Genomic DNA, 19,392 nt, shown 5'->3' with positions numbered 1-19,392 from the left:
TATTGTACCTGGCAACGTCCTACTCTTCCACTCGGTCTCCCAAGCAGTACCATCGGCGCTGTAAGTCTTAACCTTCGTGTTCGGGATGGGAACGGGTGTAACACTCACGCCATTATCACCAGATATTTGTGATTTATCAATCACTACATTAATGATTATAGTTAGATTAAGTTTATGTGTCAATAGATTTTTTGAATTTTTTTAGTAATTTTATTATTAAAAAATTACTATGATAAAAATTCCTACTATTTAATATTTATCTAAAAAATAATAAGCTAATACTGGAATATTTATTATAGTTACTGGTGATAATTGTAATATACCAAATTATTGTCAATTTTATTTCTTACAGCGAGGTTTTTTTATGAGTTATATTATATCTATATGTTTTATATTATATATAATACTTACTCTTACCATTATAATGCTTGAGCGAAAACAACCAGAAAAGACTATCGCTTGGCTTTTAATTTTTCTACTTCTTCCTCCTGTAGGTATAATACTGTATCTTTTTCTAGGCCGGAATTGGAAAATCCACAAACTACCAGAAGACTTTTCTCCTACTATTCAAGAACTAATAAATACCGCAGTAGGACACTTAAATGATATGGAGTATTTACCTCTTATCGAATTAATAGCAAACAATAGCAACTCTCCTTTATATATTCATAACGAAATAAAAATACTAAACAACGGAGAAGAAAAGTTTGCTCTATTAAAGGAGGAGTTAATAAAAGCCAAACATCATATTAACATGGAATACTATATAATGAAAAGCGATACCATTGGAAATGAAATAAAGAATATTCTTATAAAAAAGGCCCAAGAAGGTGTAAAAGTTAGAATAATTATGGATAGAGTAGGATCCATATCTGTTACAAGAAATTATATAAGAGAACTTCGTCAAGCTGGAGTAGATGTAGTTCAATATTCTTATTTTCTTGCTCCTCTAGTTAAAATAATCAATACTCAAATCAACTTTAGAAATCATAGAAAAATTGTAGTTATAGACGGTGAAGTTGGCTTTATTGGTGGTATCAATATCGGAGATGAATATTTAGGTAAAGGTAAACTTGGATACTGGCGAGACACCCATCTCATGGTAAGGGGCGATTTTGTATTAGGACTGCAAGCAGTGTTTATAGACGATTATATAACCATAAAAAATGCTCATAAAGAACTTTCCTTCCATGGGGAAGATTTTAGAGAATATTTTAAAGTTCCTTCTGTAGATGGAGAAAAGGTAATGCAATTAGTTAGGAGTGGTCCAGATTCAAAGTATCATTCTATTGAACAGGCTATAATTAAAATGATAAGTTTATCTAAAAAAAATATTTATATAACCTCTCCATATTTTGTACCTTCAGAAAGTCTTTTAGAAGTTCTTAAAGTAACTGCTTTAAGCGGAATTGATGTAAAAATACTATTTCCAGGAACTTATGATCATCTTCTTGTTTATTACGCTTCCAGAACATATTTAGCAGAACTATCCAATTGTGGCGTAGAAGTGTATTTATACAGACCTTCTGCTTTTATTCATTCTAAGATTATTACGGTGGACGGCAAGATATGTACTGTAGGTACCGCCAATATGGACAGAAGAAGCTTTGAACTAAATTACGAAATTAATGCTGTTATATATGACAGCGAAGTTACTCAAGAGCTTGAAAATTACTTTTTAGATGATTTAAAAGACAGCAGAAAGATCCATCCTAAAGAATGGAATCAAAGTTCCTATCCTATAAAATTATTAGAATCTTTCTGCAGAATATTCTCATCATTACTATGAAAAAGCAACACTTATTACTTTTTCACTGAATAACATAATAGAATAATAGGATACCTAGGAAAAAATAAAAATCTAAGCTCTATAAATTTTTGTCAATTCATCTTTTCCCATGAGCTTTTCTGTTAGATATGCCATAATAATTACGCCAGGAATATCAATAATTAATCTAAGAAAAGTAAAATTATAACCTAAAGATGAAATTTCAAAAAGTACTGTAGATATCTTAATAACACACCATGCATTCATAAAAGTAATCACATTGGAAAATTTAACTCCCTTTTTTATAAGTACAGCTGTAAAAGGAAAGGCGGCATACATAGGTCCTGCCCCTATTGAAGCTATAATTATGGATAATATTATTCCCTTTAAGCCAGAATCTTCGCCCATATACTTCATCATTTTTTCTCTGGATATCCATACATCCACAAGACCTAATAAAATCATTATAGGAGGTACCACTTCTATCATTTGAATAAAACTATCCTCTGCTAGCTTTATAGAATTTAATCCTATATCTTTATTAATCAATATCAAAACTATTATGACAAACAATACACATATAAATAATGTATATCTTTTTAAAAATTTCCCCATTTTTATTCCATCACCTTTCCAAATACATATGCCACTACGAAAGAAAAGAGAAAAGCTAAAAAGTTTCTTAAAAATGCTGCTTTTTTCCCTATATATTTAGATTCTAATGGAAAGGTAACAATGCCAACTAAAGTTAAAGTTGAAACCATAGCTGCTATCTGGGCATAACCTGCTCCGTTTTTCAAAAGAATATTTGCTGTTGAAAAAGCAACAAAAGTTGGCATTAAGGTTATAGCCCCAAGGAAAGTAGATATAATAACACCAAAAAGTCCCGATTCTCTTCCACATATTTTGGACATAGTCTCCGGTGTCACTATTGAAAGAGTAATGCCCATTATACATATAACTGCTAAAAATTGAGGCATTATACCTTCAAAGGAATACCATGCTTTTTTTAAAGCAAGCTTTGTCTTCTTTCTATCTTTTATAGCTGATATAATTAATAATATAATGGCAAGACTGTATAAAATAATTCCCGTCATAAATTTAGACCCCAAAATTGCTCATAATATATTTGTATTCTTAATTTATCCATATGGTTACAAACTAAAATATTATTAAAGATTGAATTTGTAAGGAGTGAATAACTATGGTTTCAAATAAGAGTGGCCCTTTAAACTTTATAGGTACTGGAAGTGCCTTCAATTACAAGTTAGGCAACAATTCTGCCTACATAAAAAGAAACTCCACTTTATTGCTAATAGATTGTGGAGACTCAGTATTTCAATCTTTAGGAAAGCTCAATCTTCTCCAAGGAATAAAACATTTATATGTAGCCATCACTCACATGCATCCTGATCATATAGGTTCCCTTGGAGAAGTGATCCTTTACAACCAGCATATTCTACAAATTAGAACAACCTTAATTTATCCTGATTCTAACTCATTAAAGGCCTTGCTAACTGCTATGGGAGTAAACGAAGAATATTACGATTTTCTACCTATATGCGATACTAATGCTACTGTCATTCCAGATATAAATATAAATTTAAAATACATAATCCAAGATCACACAAACTCCTTAAAATGCTTTGCCTATATCCTTCAGTTAAATAATAAAAAAATATTTTATAGTGGTGATGGCAAAAGCATTCCTGCTACTATATTAGAACAGTTGTCCAAAAATCAAATCGATTATTTATATCAAGACACTTGCAGTTATGATAGCAATGATATTCCTCATCTATCACTAAACAAATTAACTGAAATTATTCCAGCTAACTTAAGACACAAGGTTTATTGCATGCATTTAGATGATAATTTTGATGTAAATATGGCTAAATCCTTAGGTTTCAATGTTGTAGTTAATTGTTATAATGGATAATGATAAAATTCTAATAAATATAAAAAGGCTGTTATGCTTTTTTAGCTCAACAGCCATATTCTCACGCTGCTTCTTTGCTCAATTCAATTACTTCTTTTATATGTTTACTAAAAATACATATATACTTTTTAGCAATTCTAGCAACGTACTTAGCTAATCTTTCCTTGTCCCTATAGTTATTAGGATTTACGTAAGTAGCTATTTTATAACAATTGCTATCCCACACGCTTATCAAATAGTCTAATTGATCTTCAATTATACTTTTTCTATCTAACAACTTAAAATATGCCCTTTCACCTTTAGTGTGATTAAGTTTTACTTCTACTCCAACTAATCCCTTTCTGTTATAAGTAATAGCAAAATCAATATCTTGATATCCTGAACCAAGAATAATCCTATTGTAATCTAAGGATTTATATTGGTATACATTGGGGAAAAAGTTGCAATCTTCTCTTAACTCTTTCAAAAGTTCCAAAAGGAATTGCTGCTTATAATTATAATTATCATTTTTCTCCTCATTTCCAATTATATTTTCCTCATTGTATGTCTTAATCCCCTCAATTAATGATAAATGTCCTTTTATATCATTTAACTGTTTTAATGCTTCTATCTGATTAAAAAGCTCTAATGAATTTATTTCTTCCAATTTCTTTATAACATCTTCATTTAACCTAAAAGCCATAAATTCAATATTTTTGTCCAAAGAAACTATGTTCTGTTTAATTTTTAGCAAGTATTCTTTAGTAAATTTAGGTGCCACCCATGCTATTAGGAGTTTTTCTTTAATATCCATATTTATTAGCTCTATCAACTGCTTAAAATGTTTTTCATCACTGGTATTTAACTGAACTTCTATCATAAACTTTCTATTATCATTACAATAACCACTCATATCAACTTTCCTATCCCCATACCTTCTTTCAAGATCTATATTAGATAACTTATAAGATATTGCCTTTTCAAGTTCCTCTGGATACATCTTCATATAAATTGAATATAAATACTCTTTATGTGAATTTTCATAGGACATTTTATCACCACCTTAATAAATAAATCTGCAATTATGCAGATTTATTTACCTCATCTATTAAATTATCAACCTCTTCTATCAACTGTGCATATAAGATACTTTTAGGCTGTTTTGCTACTATATTTTCTTCTAATATCTTGAATATTCTTTGCAAGCTCACCTTCACATCATCAGATGCCTTTTCATTTGCAAAGAAGATCTGATTATTTATTAACAAGTTATTTACATTGTCACAATTATTTTCTTCAGATGTTTCTGGGAAAAATTTTATAATTGTAGAAATAGGTATTTCAAAATACCTGCACAATCTAAGTATATATTCCATACTCGGATTCATACGATTACCTTTTTCTAAGCGATTTATATATGAAGCAGAAATTCCAGTTGCATGCTCAACATCTTTCAATGATACACCCTTAAGAATCCTTTTATTATTTAAGAATTCTCCCAACTTGCTATTAGAATTATTTTTCTTATTTTGTAACTTTACCATTATATCGCCCTCCTTGGTTTATTGTATAATACAGTCCTTTATTGACTATATTTATATATAGTATATTATATAACTACAATTGTCAATACATTTTTTAAATTTTTATCTCAATTAGGCAAAATAATGTTTAATATCTATTTTTACTTTTTAAAAATATCCAGCTTTTATAAACTTGCATGTCTAAAAAATTTATCATTCTGTCTATTTCTTGTTTATCATTGAAATATTCCAAAGCTAAGTAATATTGGCTTTTATCCTTTTCAAATATGTTAATTGGGGGTAGATCATTGCCTACAAGAAGATAATTAAACAAGAACCTCCCAACCCTACCGTTTCCATCTGCAAAGGGATGTATAACTTCAAACCAGCAATGAAAATAAGCAACAATTTTTAAGGCATTATCCTCTGTAATCTTAACTTGATTTACTTCATCTACTAAGGAACTTAAGTTTTGTTCAACTTCATAAGGAGTCACACCTACATCATATCTTCCAACCACATAATCTCCTCTTTTGAAGCTTCCAGGTTTTTCTCCTTTAGATAACAATTCATCAGAAAAACAACCTTTCATCAGTAATCTTTTCTCCTTTAAAAACTTTTTCTACATATGTAAAACTAGTTTCATCATTTTCTATTTTATTGGATGAATATGCAAACAGAGGAAAGAACCTTTCTAAAAATTGGTCCCCTCCAAGTTCTTTCCATAATTCTATTAACTTTTTATACAAGTTAACCCTTCCTCCATATATATAATTTTCATTAGAACCATCTTTCCTGAAGAAGCTTTAGGAGTCTTTCATTATCTTTCTGAGCTTTACTTTTAAAGACTCCTGGAGGCAATACCGTTCTAACCCTTTCCTCCTTATCAGTATTATTTTCCTTAGAAAAAGTAGACTTGCTTTCAGAAAGGCAGCTATCTTTCTCAAAAATATCTTCCTCAGAAATATTCTCCTTTTTCAAATCTTCAACAGCAATTCTCAAAGCCTTTACCTCTTCTTTTAATTCTACTATTTCATCCTTGATTTCTACTAAAGTTTTAAAAATACTAAACAAACCCATTCACCTTCACTCCTATTAATATTTTTTATAATGTTTACTTCATAACATTATTAAAAAATATAAAGACCGTTTATCAGCTTTTTACTCATTTTTTAAGCTAATAAACGGTCTTTTTATTTTTATATATTTAATTTTTAATTTATGGCTATATCGCCTTTGCCCTATATTAAACATATGCATCATTCCTTTTATATATCGTGTATAATTTTATATTATATCATATTTCTATAAAAAATAAATATTTTTATATGTTTTTCTTACTAATATAATTTTAAACTTTTGATAACAGATACCAACAAAACATAGAAAGATAATTATATGTATAAAAACAAGAACAATATAGTAAAAAAGCTGTTGCAAACTACTCTATAATTTTACAACAGCTTTTTTTATTTAATTTGCACAGATTCCTTCTACTACATTGCTAGGAATTTCAAAAAAGGAAGCCAACTTATCAACAATATATAAGCTTGGGTTTCGTCTTTCATTTTTCTCTAATCTACAAATATAACTAGCAGATATTCCAACAGCATTTGCTACATCCTGTAAGCTTAAATTTCTTTCATCTCTGAGTTTTTTTATCAAATCTCCAAAACTCTTAATATTGCTTTTTTCACTCATAATTTCATATCTCTTCATTTCATCTTCTTTAAATTCCATTTTTGACCTTACTAGTAATTCCTTCTCCGGCACTTCAAGACCTCTAGCTAATCTATGGGCCATTGAAATTGTAAGATTTGTTCTGTTTCCATTTTCCAATCTATTGATATATGAAGCGCTTATGTCTGTTACTTTTTCAAGATCCTTTAAAGAATACCCTTTAGCCTTTCTGTTAACTCTTATATAATCTCCTAAACCTTCAGGCATTGATTCTGTTTCTTTTTTAAGAATTAAGTCAAAATCTTCCCCTTTTGATTTTTCAATGCGCAATTCTTTTAACATGTCATTTTCTTTGTTTATTATTTTATTCATTTTATATCTGCTCCTCATTTTTCATTGACCATTAGTGAATTCAATTATTTTATGTACCTTTTGTGTATAATTATAATATCATTGACTTTTGTTTACGTCAATACTTTTGTCAAATTATTTTATAAAAAAATAAAAATTGGCTTAACATAGCCGATTTTTATTCTTCTATTGACTTTTTAAAGCAATCAACTAACTTCATTATTTCCATTTGCTCATTAAATATTTTTTCTTTATCCCAAGTAGCTGACAATATAGCGTTAACAAGATTAATTAAAGCTTCCTTCTGCTCTTTAGTTGCTTTCTTTCCTTTGATTGTATAGCTATTTAAAACCAATAACTCTGTAAGTTCTAAAACAACGTCCTTGTCTTCCTCATTTTTACCTTTAATTCCTGTTAATTTAGTTAAAAATTCTTGTACTGGTACATCAAGTCCTTTGGCTAGCTTTTCAGCCATAGGAATAGTAAGAGTTTTTCTGGACCCATTTTCCAACCTATTTATATATGAAGCACTTATCTGAGTTATATTTTCAAGCTCCTTTAGGGAATAGCCTTTAGCTTTCCTCAAAGCCTTTATATAATCTCCTAAACTTTCATTCATTGACCTTCCTATTTTATTTACAAGAATTCTCTTCCTTTTATTAAACTCTCTCTCTGCCCAATCAGATTCAAAAGGTGATAAATTCTTATTTAAATATGGTTCTATTTCATTAATCTTTTTCTCAACTTCCTCAAATACTTCTTTTGTAACTGTGCCTTCTTCCATCCTTTCAATTAGGTCTATCACTTCAATAACTGGCTTCCAATCCTTTTTCCTTGCTTCATCAACAAATAATTCCCACTTTGTTTTCTTCCTTATATTTTTTGTTTTCTCAAGCTTATCTAATAACTTATCATATATTCTTAACATTCTACCTCTGATAAGTCTATCTATCTCAACATACATTTTAGCTGGTAATTCTTTAATTATAGGCTCTACTTCTTCAAACTTAGCTAAAATCTCATCATAACCTTCCTGGCTTGGTTCTTCACTTTCCTTTTCAATCAATAATACAATATCCTTTAAGTGGCTATCTTCTTCATTGTTAATTTTATCTACAAGTTCATCCCATTTCATCTTAGATGACATTAATATACCTCCTGAAATTATTTATTTTTGTATTCAAAATATCATTAACTTTTGTTAATGTCAACACTTAGTCAATAAAGAAATTATATATTTCATATTTTTATTAAATATAATTTGCTTAAAAGTTTATAAATTTTATTATCCTCCATTTTATTTAGTTCTTTCATAATTTTATATATTATTTTACCATAAAAACATCTATATATAATATACACTATTGTCAATATAAAAACAGTGGATATTAAGCCCACTTTCAGTTATAATTACTATAATTTAAATTAATTATTGGAGGTTAGCTTCTATGATATACGATGAAAAGTTTAAAGAAAAAGTCATTGAAGATACTATAAAAGGAATAATTAAAATATACGGATACTCTAGAGCGGCAGCAGAAAAAGCCGTTAAAGAATCTAATTTGCAATGGTCAATTGATTTTGCCCCAGATATGATAGCTCATTGCTCATTAGAACAGCTTGTGGATATGGTAATAGCCTAATCCTTCGATTAACTCTATTTAAAATTTTATAATTTCCTATACAAAAATTAAAGACCATCTATCAGCATTTTTAATCTTTTTTCAAGCTAATAAAGGTTCTTTATATTTCTATATTTTTGCCTATCTACAATATAAATATAAAAATTGCCCTTATAAATATAGCTTTTAATTATCGAATACATTAAGGAAACTTAAGCTAAAAACTTACTACAGTTTTTAGCTTTTGTTTTTCTGTTTTTTGTTTAGCATATAATTACATAATATAGCAAAAAAATACTTTATATACTATAATTATATTACAGCAACTATTGTATTACGTAATGTCCATTTATTTTAATAACTTTCTGTTTTTGTTCGGGGGGGATCTAAATGGATTCATTCATAACTACTAGCGAAAGATTTGTATCGCGAGAGCTACAAATAGAGTTAGATAAATATGGGAATATAACCTATATTAGTTTTAATTGTTTTGATATATTAGGTTATACAGATAAAGAAATGTTAAATACAAACATTTCAAAATATCTAAAATATACTTATAGTGATATAGCTTCCATTAAAAACTTTAACACTGAGATTATTACAAAGGATGGATTAAAACTGTATTTTGATGTACATGCCACTCCATTACTAACAGATGATAATCAGGAAAAGTTGTACCTTTCACTTATTAATATTACCAAATATCAGGAACTGGAAGCTCGAGAAAAAATGTTTTTTAATATGTGTGAGAATTCTAAAGATATCATTTGCAGACTGGAACTTGTACCTGAAATAAAGTTTAGCTACTTAAATCCTTGTGCTGAAAAGATACTTGGATATTCAATAGAAGAACATTATAAAAATCCCATGTTACCCTTTGAAATAGTACATCCTGATGATTACCATATACAAATGTCAAAAATAGATAGTAAAACAGACTTTTCCAAGATGTTTGAAGTACGGTTTAAACATAAAGACGGTTATTACATATGGTTGCAGGACTATATTATTCCTATATATGATGATAATGGACAACTTATTGCTGTAGAAGCAATCACCAGAAATGTTACCGATATAAAAGAATTAGAGCAAAGACTTGAAAAAATAGGATACACTGACAAACTAACAGGTTTATATAACCAGAATTATTTCTTAAAAGAAATGAACTCCTTAAACACTACAATTGATACTTCAGTTGGTATTATCCTATGTGATTTAGATAGGTTAAAATATATAAATGATTCCCATGGCCACTTAATAGGTAATACCCTTATAAAAAATACAGCAAAGGTTTTAAAATCAGTATTTAGTAATGAACATGTAATTGCAAGGATAGGCGGAGATGAATTTGTTATTATTATAAAGGGCAAGTCTTGTTTTGAAGTAAAACAGCTTTATAATGAACTTCAAAAAGCCATTAATTTATTCAATGAAAACACTGATAGTATACCTATTGATATATCAATTGGGTTAGCATACTCCGAAACATCAATTTCAAAAATGCAATCCATATTATACAATGCAGATAATAATATGTACAAAAATAAAAAATATAAAAAGCAAAATTATTAAATTTTAGGCTAAAAACTTATTATAGTTTTTAGCCTATAAACATAATATTTGCTTTAAACTTTCTACTAAATTCAAAAATCCAATATTAAACTACATTAATTACTTGACTTCTTTTTAAAAGTAACACCACAATAAATTACCATAAGAGCAGCAAGTCCTCCTCCGGTATCTATAAGTACATCTGTAAACTTTCCAGATCTTCCTTCTACAAACAACTGATGAAATTCATCACTACAAGCATATAAAAACACACCTATTAGTGAATAAATTAGGGACTTTGAAAAACTCTTATCTTCTTTAAATACATTATAAAAAAGTATGAATAAAATAAAATATTCAGTGAAGTGAGCTGCCTTTCGAATAATATAATGAACTATCTCACCTAAAAGGCTATTTAGGTCTATGCCTAATAGATTGAATAGATACACAACAAACTCATTATTTTGGTTTGATATTTCTGCTGGCTGGTGGGAGAATAGAAAGATTATAATCATCCATCCCATTAGCATAAAAATCTTAATTTTTTTCTTATTCATTCTTCTATCCCTTCTAGTCTATTAATCCTTACCCCATATATTTAATCATATATGAAAGATATGGGCAATGGTAAAATTCACAAATCTCTAAAGCTTATACCCTTCAATAAAATGCAAATAATATTTTTGAACAAGATACAGTAGAATATATACTTTACGATTGGAGAGTATATGGCTATGATTTATGAAGATATAGTAAAAAATATAAAAACTATAGTAGAAAATTATAAAGAGGAGCCCATTGCCGGATGGATAACCGGTCATGGACCTATTCCTTGCAGAATAATGTTTATTGGTGAAGCTCCAGGGAAAACTGAAGTAGAAAAGCAAAGACCTTTTGTTGGAGCTGCCGGTAAAATTTTAGACAAGTATCTTAATAGTATTGGATTAAGCTGTGAAAATATTAGAATTAGTAATACTTGCTTTTTTAGACCTATTAAAATTACTAAAGGAAAGAATGGTAAAGAAACCATTAGCAATAGGACTCCTAAATCCTCTGAAATAGAACTTTTTCGTGAAGTGCTAGATGAAGAAATAAAGCTAGTAAATCCATCTATAATAGTAACTTTAGGTAATATTCCTTTACGAAGATTTACAGAATTTAAGAGCATCGGTGAATGTCACGGTATTATTTACTTTAATGAAAAATTAGGTGTATATGTATTTCCTATGTATCATCCCTCAGCCTTGATTTATAATAGGAGTGAAGAATTATTAAAAGTCTATGAAGAAGATTGGAAAAAGCTCAAAATAGCCTTAGAAAAAATAGAAGCTTGGCGATAAAACCAAGCTTCTGTTAGTTACTATAGAATTATAGAAGGCTTTGTATTCCAAATTCCCTTGCTGTAACGCATAATTGTATGGTCACTGGAGAATTCACCAGAATTTGCTATATTGCAAATACACATTTCATTCCATCTTGATCTATTCTTATATAAATCGTTAATTGTGTTTTGTGCATTTACATACGAATCAAAGTCCTTAAGTACAAAGAATTCATCATTTTGATATAACAAGTGATCGTATATCAACTTGAATTCATTGTAGGATACATCAAAGGTTCCATCTATAAGACTATTTACTATTCTGTTAAGTCTGATGTCGTTCTTGAAAAGATCCATAGCGGAATAGCCGCCATTTTTGTAGTAGTTTAGAACTTCATAGTCCTTCAAGCCGAAGATTACGATATTATCGTCCCCTACTTCATCTCTTATTTCGATATTTGCACCATCTAAGGTTGCTATAGTTACAGCACCATTCATCATAAACTTCATGTTACCTGTTCCAGAAGCTTCCTTAGTGGTAGTAGAAATTTGTTCACTTACATCTGCCGCAGGAATTATTTTTTCTGCTAAGGATACTCTGTAGTTTTCTAGGAATACAACCTTTATCTTACCCTTTATAGAAGTGTCATTATTAATCTTATCTGCTACTGTATTTATAAGCTTAATTATCTGCTTAGCAAGATAATAACTTGGAGACGCCTTTGCACCAAAGATAAATGTTCTAGGAACAATATCTAAGTCAGGATTCTCCTTAAGTCTATAATAGAGGTCCATAATATGGAATACATTCAGGAGCTGTCTCTTGTATGCATGCAATCTCTTAACCTGGACATCGAATATAGAATTTGGATCTATATCTATATTATAATTCTCCTTAACATAGTTAGAGAAATCTATCTTGTTTGCTGTCTTAACTTCCTCTATCTTCTTCTGGAATGATGGATCCTTAGAGAAGCCCATTAATCTTCTAAGATCTGTAGGCACATATATCCACTTATTACCGATAGCACTGCTTACAACAGATGCCAACCTTGGATTAGCCTGAATTAACCATCTTCTATGAGTTATACCATTAGTCTTGTTATTAAACTTGTTTGGATAATAGTGATAGAAGTTTGCTAATTCTTGCTTTTTAAGTATTTCAGTATGAAGCTTAGCTACACCGTTAACGGAGTGGCTTCCTACTATAGCTAGGTGAGCCATTCTAATATTACCGTTGCCGATAATAGCCATATCACGTATTTTTTGCTCATCTCCAGGATATCTTGCAGATAATTCCTCTACAAATCTTCTGTTAATTTCTTCAACTATCATGTAGATTCTTGGTAATATGCTTCTAAACATATCTATTGGCCATTTTTCTAATGCTTCTGCCATTATAGTATGATTTGTATAGGCCATAGTGTTAGTTGTAATTCTCCAAGCTTCCTCCCAGGATAATTGCTCTTCATCCACTAGTATTCTCATAAGTTCAGCAACACCTACAGCAGGATGAGTGTCGTTAATATGTATTGCTACATATTCATCGAACTTCTGAATAGGAATACCGGATTTCTTAAATCTTCTAATTATACTTTGAATTCCTGCACTTACAAAGAAGTATTGCTGCTTAAGTCTTAGAATTCTTCCTTCTTCTCTTGAGTCGTCTGGATAAAGTACCTGTGAAATTGATTCTACCCAAGACTTATACTCTACTGCCTTGTTATATTCACCCTTACTGAAAGAATTAAAGTCAAATTCTCTACCTACAGGTTCAGCACTCCATAATCTTAAAGTATTTACAGTGTTATTATGGTAACCTATTATAGGCATATCATAAGGAACTGCGATTATAGTTTCATAATCCTTATGGATAAAAGTAAGTCTGCCATTTACATAGCAAGTTTCAACATAACCGCCGAATTTTACTTCTACCGCCTTATCTTCCTTACGAGTTTCCCATACATTTCCGTCTCTCAACCAATTATCTGGAATTTCAACCTGATAACCGTCTACAATTTTTTGCTCAAATAATCCATAATTGTATCTGATACCACAACCATGTCCTGGTATACCAAGAGAAGCCATGGAATCTAAGAAACAGGCTGCTAATCTTCCAAGACCACCGTTACCTAAACCTGCATCTACTTCAACTTCCTCTAATTCTTTCAAGTCTATGCCCAATTCCTGTAAGGCCTTTTCGCATTCATCTTTGATACCAAGATTGATAAGATTGCTCATCAATAATCTTCCAATTAGGAATTCCATAGAGAAGTAATATACTTGCTTTTCTTTCTTCTCTGTATACTGTTTTCTTGTTTTTAACCAGTTGTTAGAAGCATATTCCTTAATCAATAGTCCTAAAGCTTGATATCTATGCAATGGTGATGATTCAGCTACATCTTCTGCAAACATAGATGTAAGTTTCCTCTTAAAGTCTTTTTTTATTGTTTCCTTATCTATATACACTTTACTCCCCCCAACAGCTTTATCAAAGGCTTTGTTTTTTCAAATACCCTTTTGTATTTGATATTAAATTTTTTCTTCTAAAAAGGTGTAAGTAATTTATCCATCCTCAGTATTTTACCTTATACTTGAGTAAAGTTCAACATATTTATGAGCAGACCAATGCCAGCTGTGATCCTCCCACATAGCTCTTCTAACCATTTCATACCAAACATCTTTCCTGTCGTAATAGTAATGTACCGCTCTTTGTAAAGTAAACAACAACTCATGAGCATTGTAATTGCCAAAGGAAAATCCGTTACCTTCACCAGTATATTGATTATAAGCATGTACAGTATCAACAAGACCGCCAGTTTCTCTTACTATAGGTAAACTACCATATCTTAAAGCTAGTAACTGTCCTATTCCACAAGGTTCGAACTTTGAAGGCATTAAGAACATGTCGCTTGCAGCATATATTCTCTTAGCTAGATTATTGTCAAAGTAAATATTTGCAGATACTTTATGAGGATATTTCCAAGCAAAATGTCTAAACATATTTTCATATTTTGAATTACCGGTGCCCAGTACAACAAATTGCAATTCCATTTGAAGGATTTCTTCCATAACATAGGCAACTAAATCCAATCCCTTTTGATCATCTAACCTACTTACCATTGCAACCATAGGTATGTTTCTATTTACAGGTAAGTTCAAATCTCTCTGCAAGTCTTCCTTAGTTCTAAACTTTCCTTCTAAATTTCCTCCATTATAATTATGGATTCCCCAATCAGTTTCTGGATTATAAAGTTCAGTATCTATTCCATTTAAAATTCCCCATAAGTCCCAAGATCTCTGTCTCAATAATCCGTCTAAGCCTTCTCCAAAGTAGGAATTTTTAATTTCCTCAGCATAGGTATGGCTTACGGTTGTTACTTTATGAGCCATAGCGATTGCACCTTTCATAAAGGATATGCAATCATAATACTTCATTCTATCCTCAGTGAATAGATCCCAGCTAAGTCCAAGAATATCTCCTAGAACTTCCTTAGGGAATATACCTTGATGCTTAAGATTATGAATAGTGAAAACTGTTTTTATTCCAGAATAAATTCTATCCCATCCATAATGCCAATATAGCATAGGAATAGCAGCTCCAGTATGCCAATCATTGCAATGTAGTATATCTGGTCTAAAATCTCCCATATGCTTAATAGCTTCTAATAAAGCTCTGCAGAAATAACCATATCTTTCACCGTCATCGAAATATCCGTAAACTCCATCTCTTCTAAAATAATACTCATTGTCTATAAAATAAAAGGGGACCCCGTCATATTCCATGTACTGTAATCCACCATACTGATTTCTCCAACCTACAGGTACATTAAAGGTTGCAATAGTATGCATTGAATTTCTCAAATGTTCTGGTATAGTCCAGTACTTAGGAAGTATTACTCTAGCATCTATTCCTATCTTTCTTAAGGCCTTTGGTAGAGCATAAGCTACATCTCCCAAACCACCTATCTTAACAAACGGATGAGCCTCCGCAGCGGCAAACAAAACCTTCATATCATCACTCCTTTAATAAATATAACACAGCACAAAAACCTTGCTTCTACACTGTATTTACTATAAACTCTTATAATACATTTACTTTTTCAATTACGAGAGGAATTTCATTATCTCCTTTAAGCTTCTTATGTTCACCTATAGTAACATTTTTATCTATAATAATATTAGTTAACTCCGATTCTGCGCCAATAACACAATTCTGCATTATTATGCAATTCTTAACTTTAGCACCTTTCTTTATCCTTACTCTTCTAGATATTACTGAATTCTCTACTTCACCTTCTATAATGCATCCATTAGCTACAAGAGAATTACTTATCTTACATCCCTCTACGTATCTAGTTGGAGCCTCATCTTTAACCTTAGTGTAAATTAATCCATTGTTAAAGAATAGTTCCTTACTTACCTCTGTATCAAGACAATCTAAATTAAAGTTATAATAGGATTGTATGGAGTTGATGCAGGTCAAGTAACCTTTAAATTCATAGGCACCTACCTTGTATTCATCTAAGGTTCTGTATATAGCGTGTTTTATCTTTCTGCATGCACCTGTAGTTACACACTTATATATTAATTCTATTAGAATCTTCTTTTTCATAATGAACATTTCCATGCAAATATTGTTTCTATCGTGAACTCCAATATTCTTTCCAACACTGGTAACTCTATTATTTTCATCTATATTTAGTACATCACAATCTAGGAAACTAATGGCACAATTCTTTGCTTTCTTATATATAATGGTAATGTCATTTCCTGATTGTTCGTGATATCTTACTGCATCTTCATAGTCAATGTTGCAAATCATGTAGGATGATGATAATATAACGTTGTTTTCTTTGCTTAGCTGTAAATAGTCAATATTGTTACGGAACATTTCCACATCCTCTAGAGCAGGATTGCCGTAACCAAAGTTAAAAACAAATAATCCTCCGTTCTTTCTATCTAGGTCCCATGGCTTTCCTCCACCTATATGGTCCATTAAAGAACGGGATTTGCTCTTAGTGAAAACACCAATATTTTGAATGCCTGCATTTACCATATTAGATAATACAAAATCTATTACTCTATATCTACCTGCTACTGGAATAGATGCTACTGTTCTGTTTCTTGTAAGATTCTTAATATTATCTTCCTTTTCATTTAAATTTAAAATTCCCATGTAATCTTTCATCTCATTCACCCCCATAGCTAATCAATTACTGTATCCTTTTTAATATCTCGGCCTTCTCCTATTAAGGTTATCTTTGAAGAGTTACCTATAACACATCCCTCTCTGATAACTGCATCGGAACCGATTATTGCCCTTTCTATTGTTACATTATCCTCTATTCTTGTATTAGGGAAGATTACGGAATCTATAATCTTCGAATTCTTTCCAATATGTACTCCATGGAATAATACTGAATTTTTAACATCTCCGAATACAACACAGCCTTCAACTACAATAGCATTGCTAATATTACTATCAGGTCCTATGTACTGAGCGGGTCTAATAGGATTTACAGTATATATCTTCCAACTATTATCATGTATGTTTAATTCATTATCCTCGCTCAACAAATCCATATGTGCTTCCCACAAGCTTTGAACAGTACCAACATCCTTCCAATAACCCTTAAAAGGATATGCTACTAGCTTCTTACCCTTATTAAGCATATTAGGAATTATGTTTTTTCCAAAGTCATTACTTGAATTTTCATCCTTTTCATCTTCTATAAGAAACTTTCTAAGGGTTTTCCAGTTAAATATGTATATTCCCATAGAAGCTAAATTACTCTTAGGTTTTTTCGGTTTTTCCTCAAATTCATAAATTACATTATCTGCATCTGCATTCATAATACCAAATCTACTAGCTTCATCTAAAGAAACTTCCAACACTGCTATAGTTGCATCAGCCTTTTTTTCCTTATGGTACTCCAACATTTTAGAATAATCCATCTTATAAATGTGATCTCCTGATAGTATAAGTACATATTCGGGGTTGTAATAATCTATGTAATTAATGTTCTGATAAATTGCATTGGCAGTTCCCTTGTACCAATCTCCTCCATCTTCATGGGTAAAAGGTGCAAGTAAACTTACTCCTCCATTTCTTCTATCTAAGTCCCAAGGACTACCTATGCCGATATGTGAATTTAATATCTGAGGCTGATATTGGGTTAATATTCCTACTGTATCAATTCCAGAATTAGAACAATTACTAAGAGCAAAATCAATAATACGATATTTACCTCCAAAAGGTACTGCAGGCTTTGCAACCTTCTTGGTTAATACTCCAAGTCTGGTACCTTGTCCTCCTGCCAATATCATTGCCACTATCTCTTTATTGGACATTTCTGATCCCCCCACTTACATTAATAGTATGGACAAAATAATCTTGATAATTTTATTTAATTATATTATACATTATTCCAGAACTTTTTGCTTTTATTCTTTTTGTATTTTTTAACTCTTTTTCTAATATATACCTTTTACATTATGAAAATCAATATGTATTTATGTTTATTTTTAAAAATAATTTAAAACTTTATAAAGCAGATCTTTTTTTGCATCGCTTTCTATATAAGAAAATTGAAGCCATTGCTGCCAATAAAGCAAATATTCCAATAGCTATAACATTATATGTAGATAAAAATTCATTAATCCTTTCTAGGTTATATCCTATACTTTTTCCAATAATAAAAAATATAAAATTATGTATTAGGGATGAAAGTCCAACCATAAATAAAATTGGTACAGCCTTATATCTGAATATTCCTCCAAAAAGAATTGTAATAGAACCGATTCCTGGTATAAATTTACACATAAAGAATATAAAAATACTATACTTCCACATAAGTCTCTTTACTTTATTCTGCATCTTTTGAGAAAAATACTTTTTCACATACTTAAAATTTAATACCCCTTCACCATATCGGTACCCTAACAGATATAAAACATAACTTGATAATATAGTTCCTATGACATATGACAAGAAAATGGATAAATCACCAGCTCTAGCTCCAAGACTCACAAGGCATCCTCCTACTAACAATACAGTATCCCCTGGATATGGAGGGAAAAATATTTGAAGAACAGCAGATAGGAATAAAGCTAGATAAATTATCCAAGGTGATATTTGCGACAAATTTTTTAACACAGTTTCTATTATGTCGTTCATTATCAACAAACCTCTCTTTCATCAAACCCTTTTATTTATTTTTCATCAATTATTTTTTTAATATAAGCATAACATTTTTAGCTTATACTATAAAGATATTTGTTTAATTGTCACAATTTAATTTATCTATTTTTAATAATACCATTAAAATGCAAAATATGAAGTATTATGCCATTTATATTTTCCTAGAAATAGCTGAGTTATATAAAAAAACTATGCTAAACATACTAAAGCATAGGTTTTTCTTTTACCACATTATTAAATTTTAAGTACCCCCAATAAAAACTTGCATTTTAGCAAATACAAAAATAGAGCCTATTAGGCTCTTATCATAAATTACTATAATATTTTATTCTTAGTGGCTCACCGGGGAATCGAACCCCGGACACCATGATTAAAAGTCATGTGCTCTACCGACTGAGCTAGTGAACCTCATAATAAAAGCATCAAGTAATAACTTGATGCCTGACCTGGC

20 protein-coding genes, 1 tRNA gene and 1 rRNA gene are annotated in these 19,392 nt (G+C 30.4%); 5 read left to right on the top strand and 17 right to left on the bottom strand.

The features are described from left to right. Positions 1–6 precede the first annotated feature (6 nt). A 5S ribosomal RNA gene (gene rrf / locus N3C_RS13165) occupies positions 7–123 on the bottom strand. Positions 124–364: 241 nt separating this feature from the next. On the opposite strand from rrf, the gene cls reads away from it, so the two are divergent. After that, positions 365–1,789 carry a cardiolipin synthase gene (cls, locus tag N3C_RS13160; protein ID WP_074366474.1) on the top strand — a complete coding sequence of 475 codons (1,425 nt, stop codon included), beginning with the start codon at positions 365–367 and terminating at the stop codon, positions 1,787–1,789. 72 nt (positions 1,790–1,861) lie between these two features. On the opposite strand, the gene N3C_RS13155 is transcribed toward cls, so the two are convergent. Then, on the bottom strand, positions 1,862–2,383 hold the full coding sequence (locus N3C_RS13155; protein ID WP_074366473.1) for a permease: 522 nt from the start codon (positions 2,381–2,383) through the stop codon (positions 1,862–1,864). A 2-nt stretch (positions 2,384–2,385) separates the two neighbouring features. Next, positions 2,386–2,865, bottom strand: coding sequence for a permease (locus N3C_RS13150; RefSeq protein WP_074366472.1), 480 nt, complete (start codon positions 2,863–2,865; stop codon positions 2,386–2,388). A gap of 107 nt (positions 2,866–2,972) precedes the next feature. Here N3C_RS13150 and N3C_RS13145 point away from each other — a divergent pair, with 107 nt between their 5' ends. Then, entirely contained in the window at positions 2,973–3,707 is a 735-nt protein-coding gene (locus tag N3C_RS13145) for an MBL fold metallo-hydrolase (RefSeq protein ID WP_074366471.1), read from the top strand. Between the two features lie 61 nt (positions 3,708–3,768). On the opposite strand, the gene N3C_RS13140 is transcribed toward N3C_RS13145, so the two are convergent. The 7 genes from N3C_RS13140 to N3C_RS13115 all read right to left on the bottom strand — a co-directional run bounded on the left by N3C_RS13140 (position 3,769) and on the right by N3C_RS13115 (position 8,387). Then, positions 3,769–4,737: a hypothetical protein gene (locus N3C_RS13140; protein ID WP_074366470.1), complete on the bottom strand. Its 969-nt coding sequence runs from the start codon at positions 4,735–4,737 to the stop codon at positions 3,769–3,771. Between the two features lie 31 nt (positions 4,738–4,768). Beyond that, on the bottom strand, positions 4,769–5,230 hold the full coding sequence (locus N3C_RS13135) for a helix-turn-helix domain-containing protein (protein ID WP_074366469.1): 462 nt from the start codon (positions 5,228–5,230) through the stop codon (positions 4,769–4,771). Between the two features lie 127 nt (positions 5,231–5,357). Further along, positions 5,358–5,801 (bottom strand): Fic family protein, encoded by a 444-nt coding sequence (locus N3C_RS13130; protein ID WP_242944104.1) that lies wholly within the window; start codon positions 5,799–5,801, stop codon positions 5,358–5,360. Continuing rightward, a complete protein-coding gene (locus tag N3C_RS15350; protein ID WP_242944103.1) occupies positions 5,782–5,958 on the bottom strand; it encodes a hypothetical protein in 177 nt (58 codons plus the stop codon). Before N3C_RS15350 ends, N3C_RS13130 begins: the two co-directional genes overlap by 20 nt. 31 nt (positions 5,959–5,989) lie before the next feature. Then, complete coding sequence (locus N3C_RS13125; protein WP_074366468.1) at positions 5,990–6,289, bottom strand: hypothetical protein; 300 nt, start codon at positions 6,287–6,289, stop codon at positions 5,990–5,992. Between the two features lie 393 nt (positions 6,290–6,682). Beyond that, positions 6,683–7,261: a helix-turn-helix domain-containing protein gene (locus tag N3C_RS13120; protein ID WP_074366467.1), complete on the bottom strand. Its 579-nt coding sequence runs from the start codon at positions 7,259–7,261 to the stop codon at positions 6,683–6,685. A 157-nt stretch (positions 7,262–7,418) separates the two neighbouring features. Beyond that, the gene (locus N3C_RS13115; protein WP_074366466.1) at positions 7,419–8,387 is read right to left on the bottom strand and encodes a helix-turn-helix domain-containing protein; all 969 of its coding nucleotides are present in this window, start codon (positions 8,385–8,387) and stop codon (positions 7,419–7,421) included. 301 nt (positions 8,388–8,688) lie between these two features. Between N3C_RS13115 and N3C_RS13110 the strand changes: the two genes are divergently transcribed. Next, the gene (locus N3C_RS13110; protein ID WP_074366465.1) at positions 8,689–8,883 is read left to right on the top strand and encodes a hypothetical protein; all 195 of its coding nucleotides are present in this window, start codon (positions 8,689–8,691) and stop codon (positions 8,881–8,883) included. 369 nt (positions 8,884–9,252) lie between these two features. After that, a complete protein-coding gene (locus N3C_RS13105; protein ID WP_074366464.1) occupies positions 9,253–10,437 on the top strand; it encodes a sensor domain-containing diguanylate cyclase in 1,185 nt (394 codons plus the stop codon). A 95-nt stretch (positions 10,438–10,532) separates the two neighbouring features. On the opposite strand, the gene N3C_RS13100 is transcribed toward N3C_RS13105, so the two are convergent. Then, positions 10,533–10,973: a VanZ family protein gene (locus N3C_RS13100; protein ID WP_074366463.1), complete on the bottom strand. Its 441-nt coding sequence runs from the start codon at positions 10,971–10,973 to the stop codon at positions 10,533–10,535. A gap of 177 nt (positions 10,974–11,150) precedes the next feature. On the opposite strand from N3C_RS13100, the gene N3C_RS13095 reads away from it, so the two are divergent. Further along, complete coding sequence (locus tag N3C_RS13095) at positions 11,151–11,756, top strand: uracil-DNA glycosylase (RefSeq protein WP_074366475.1); 606 nt, start codon at positions 11,151–11,153, stop codon at positions 11,754–11,756. A 20-nt stretch (positions 11,757–11,776) separates the two neighbouring features. Here the strand turns inward: N3C_RS13095 and N3C_RS13090 are convergent, their stop codons facing one another. From N3C_RS13090 to N3C_RS13065, 6 genes are all read right to left on the bottom strand, one after another. After that, on the bottom strand, positions 11,777–14,206 hold the full coding sequence (locus N3C_RS13090) for a glycogen/starch/alpha-glucan phosphorylase (RefSeq protein ID WP_074366462.1): 2,430 nt from the start codon (positions 14,204–14,206) through the stop codon (positions 11,777–11,779). A 114-nt stretch (positions 14,207–14,320) separates the two neighbouring features. Then, positions 14,321–15,751, bottom strand: coding sequence for a glycogen synthase GlgA (glgA, locus tag N3C_RS13085; protein ID WP_074366461.1), 1,431 nt, complete (start codon positions 15,749–15,751; stop codon positions 14,321–14,323). A 70-nt stretch (positions 15,752–15,821) separates the two neighbouring features. Further along, the gene (gene glgD / locus N3C_RS13080; RefSeq protein WP_074366460.1) at positions 15,822–16,928 is read right to left on the bottom strand and encodes a glucose-1-phosphate adenylyltransferase subunit GlgD; all 1,107 of its coding nucleotides are present in this window, start codon (positions 16,926–16,928) and stop codon (positions 15,822–15,824) included. Positions 16,929–16,945: 17 nt separating this feature from the next. Continuing rightward, positions 16,946–18,091 (bottom strand): glucose-1-phosphate adenylyltransferase, encoded by a 1,146-nt coding sequence (locus tag N3C_RS13075; protein WP_074366459.1) that lies wholly within the window; start codon positions 18,089–18,091, stop codon positions 16,946–16,948. Positions 18,092–18,284: 193 nt separating this feature from the next. Next, positions 18,285–18,917, bottom strand: a complete 633-nt coding sequence (locus N3C_RS13070) for a DedA family protein (protein WP_074366458.1) — start codon at positions 18,915–18,917, stop codon at positions 18,285–18,287. A 359-nt stretch (positions 18,918–19,276) separates the two neighbouring features. Next, a tRNA-Lys gene (locus N3C_RS13065) sits at positions 19,277–19,349 on the bottom strand. Positions 19,350–19,392: the final 43 nt, after the last annotated feature.

The sequence above is a fragment of the Clostridium sp. N3C genome, from assembly GCF_900095445.1.
Taxonomy (GTDB): domain Bacteria; phylum Bacillota; class Clostridia; order Clostridiales; family Clostridiaceae; genus Clostridium_AU.
This window is presented reverse-complemented; position numbering and strand designations above follow the sequence as displayed.

Bases quoted from the DNA above. Each gene is read 5' to 3' on its own strand.
- cls (WP_074366474.1), top strand. From the start codon at position 365: ATGAGTTATATTATATCTATATGTTTTATATTATATATAATACTTACT.
- N3C_RS13155 (WP_074366473.1), bottom strand. From the start codon at position 2,383: ATGGGGAAATTTTTAAAAAGATATACATTATTTATATGTGTATTGTTT.
- N3C_RS13150 (WP_074366472.1), bottom strand. From the start codon at position 2,865: ATGACGGGAATTATTTTATACAGTCTTGCCATTATATTATTAATTATA.
- N3C_RS13145 (WP_074366471.1), top strand. From the start codon at position 2,973: ATGGTTTCAAATAAGAGTGGCCCTTTAAACTTTATAGGTACTGGAAGT.
- N3C_RS13140 (WP_074366470.1), bottom strand. From the start codon at position 4,737: ATGTCCTATGAAAATTCACATAAAGAGTATTTATATTCAATTTATATG.
- N3C_RS13135 (WP_074366469.1), bottom strand. From the start codon at position 5,230: ATGGTAAAGTTACAAAATAAGAAAAATAATTCTAATAGCAAGTTGGGA.
- N3C_RS13130 (WP_242944104.1), bottom strand. From the start codon at position 5,801: ATGAAAGGTTGTTTTTCTGATGAATTGTTATCTAAAGGAGAAAAACCT.
- N3C_RS13125 (WP_074366468.1), bottom strand. From the start codon at position 6,289: ATGGGTTTGTTTAGTATTTTTAAAACTTTAGTAGAAATCAAGGATGAA.
- N3C_RS13120 (WP_074366467.1), bottom strand. From the start codon at position 7,261: ATGAATAAAATAATAAACAAAGAAAATGACATGTTAAAAGAATTGCGC.
- N3C_RS13115 (WP_074366466.1), bottom strand. From the start codon at position 8,387: ATGTCATCTAAGATGAAATGGGATGAACTTGTAGATAAAATTAACAAT.
- N3C_RS13110 (WP_074366465.1), top strand. From the start codon at position 8,689: ATGATATACGATGAAAAGTTTAAAGAAAAAGTCATTGAAGATACTATA.
- N3C_RS13105 (WP_074366464.1), top strand. From the start codon at position 9,253: ATGGATTCATTCATAACTACTAGCGAAAGATTTGTATCGCGAGAGCTA.
- N3C_RS13100 (WP_074366463.1), bottom strand. From the start codon at position 10,973: ATGAATAAGAAAAAAATTAAGATTTTTATGCTAATGGGATGGATGATT.
- N3C_RS13095 (WP_074366475.1), top strand. From the start codon at position 11,151: ATGATTTATGAAGATATAGTAAAAAATATAAAAACTATAGTAGAAAAT.
- glgA (WP_074366461.1), bottom strand. From the start codon at position 15,751: ATGAAGGTTTTGTTTGCCGCTGCGGAGGCTCATCCGTTTGTTAAGATA.
- glgD (WP_074366460.1), bottom strand. From the start codon at position 16,928: ATGAAAGATTACATGGGAATTTTAAATTTAAATGAAAAGGAAGATAAT.
- N3C_RS13075 (WP_074366459.1), bottom strand. From the start codon at position 18,091: ATGTCCAATAAAGAGATAGTGGCAATGATATTGGCAGGAGGACAAGGT.
- N3C_RS13070 (WP_074366458.1), bottom strand. From the start codon at position 18,917: ATGAACGACATAATAGAAACTGTGTTAAAAAATTTGTCGCAAATATCA.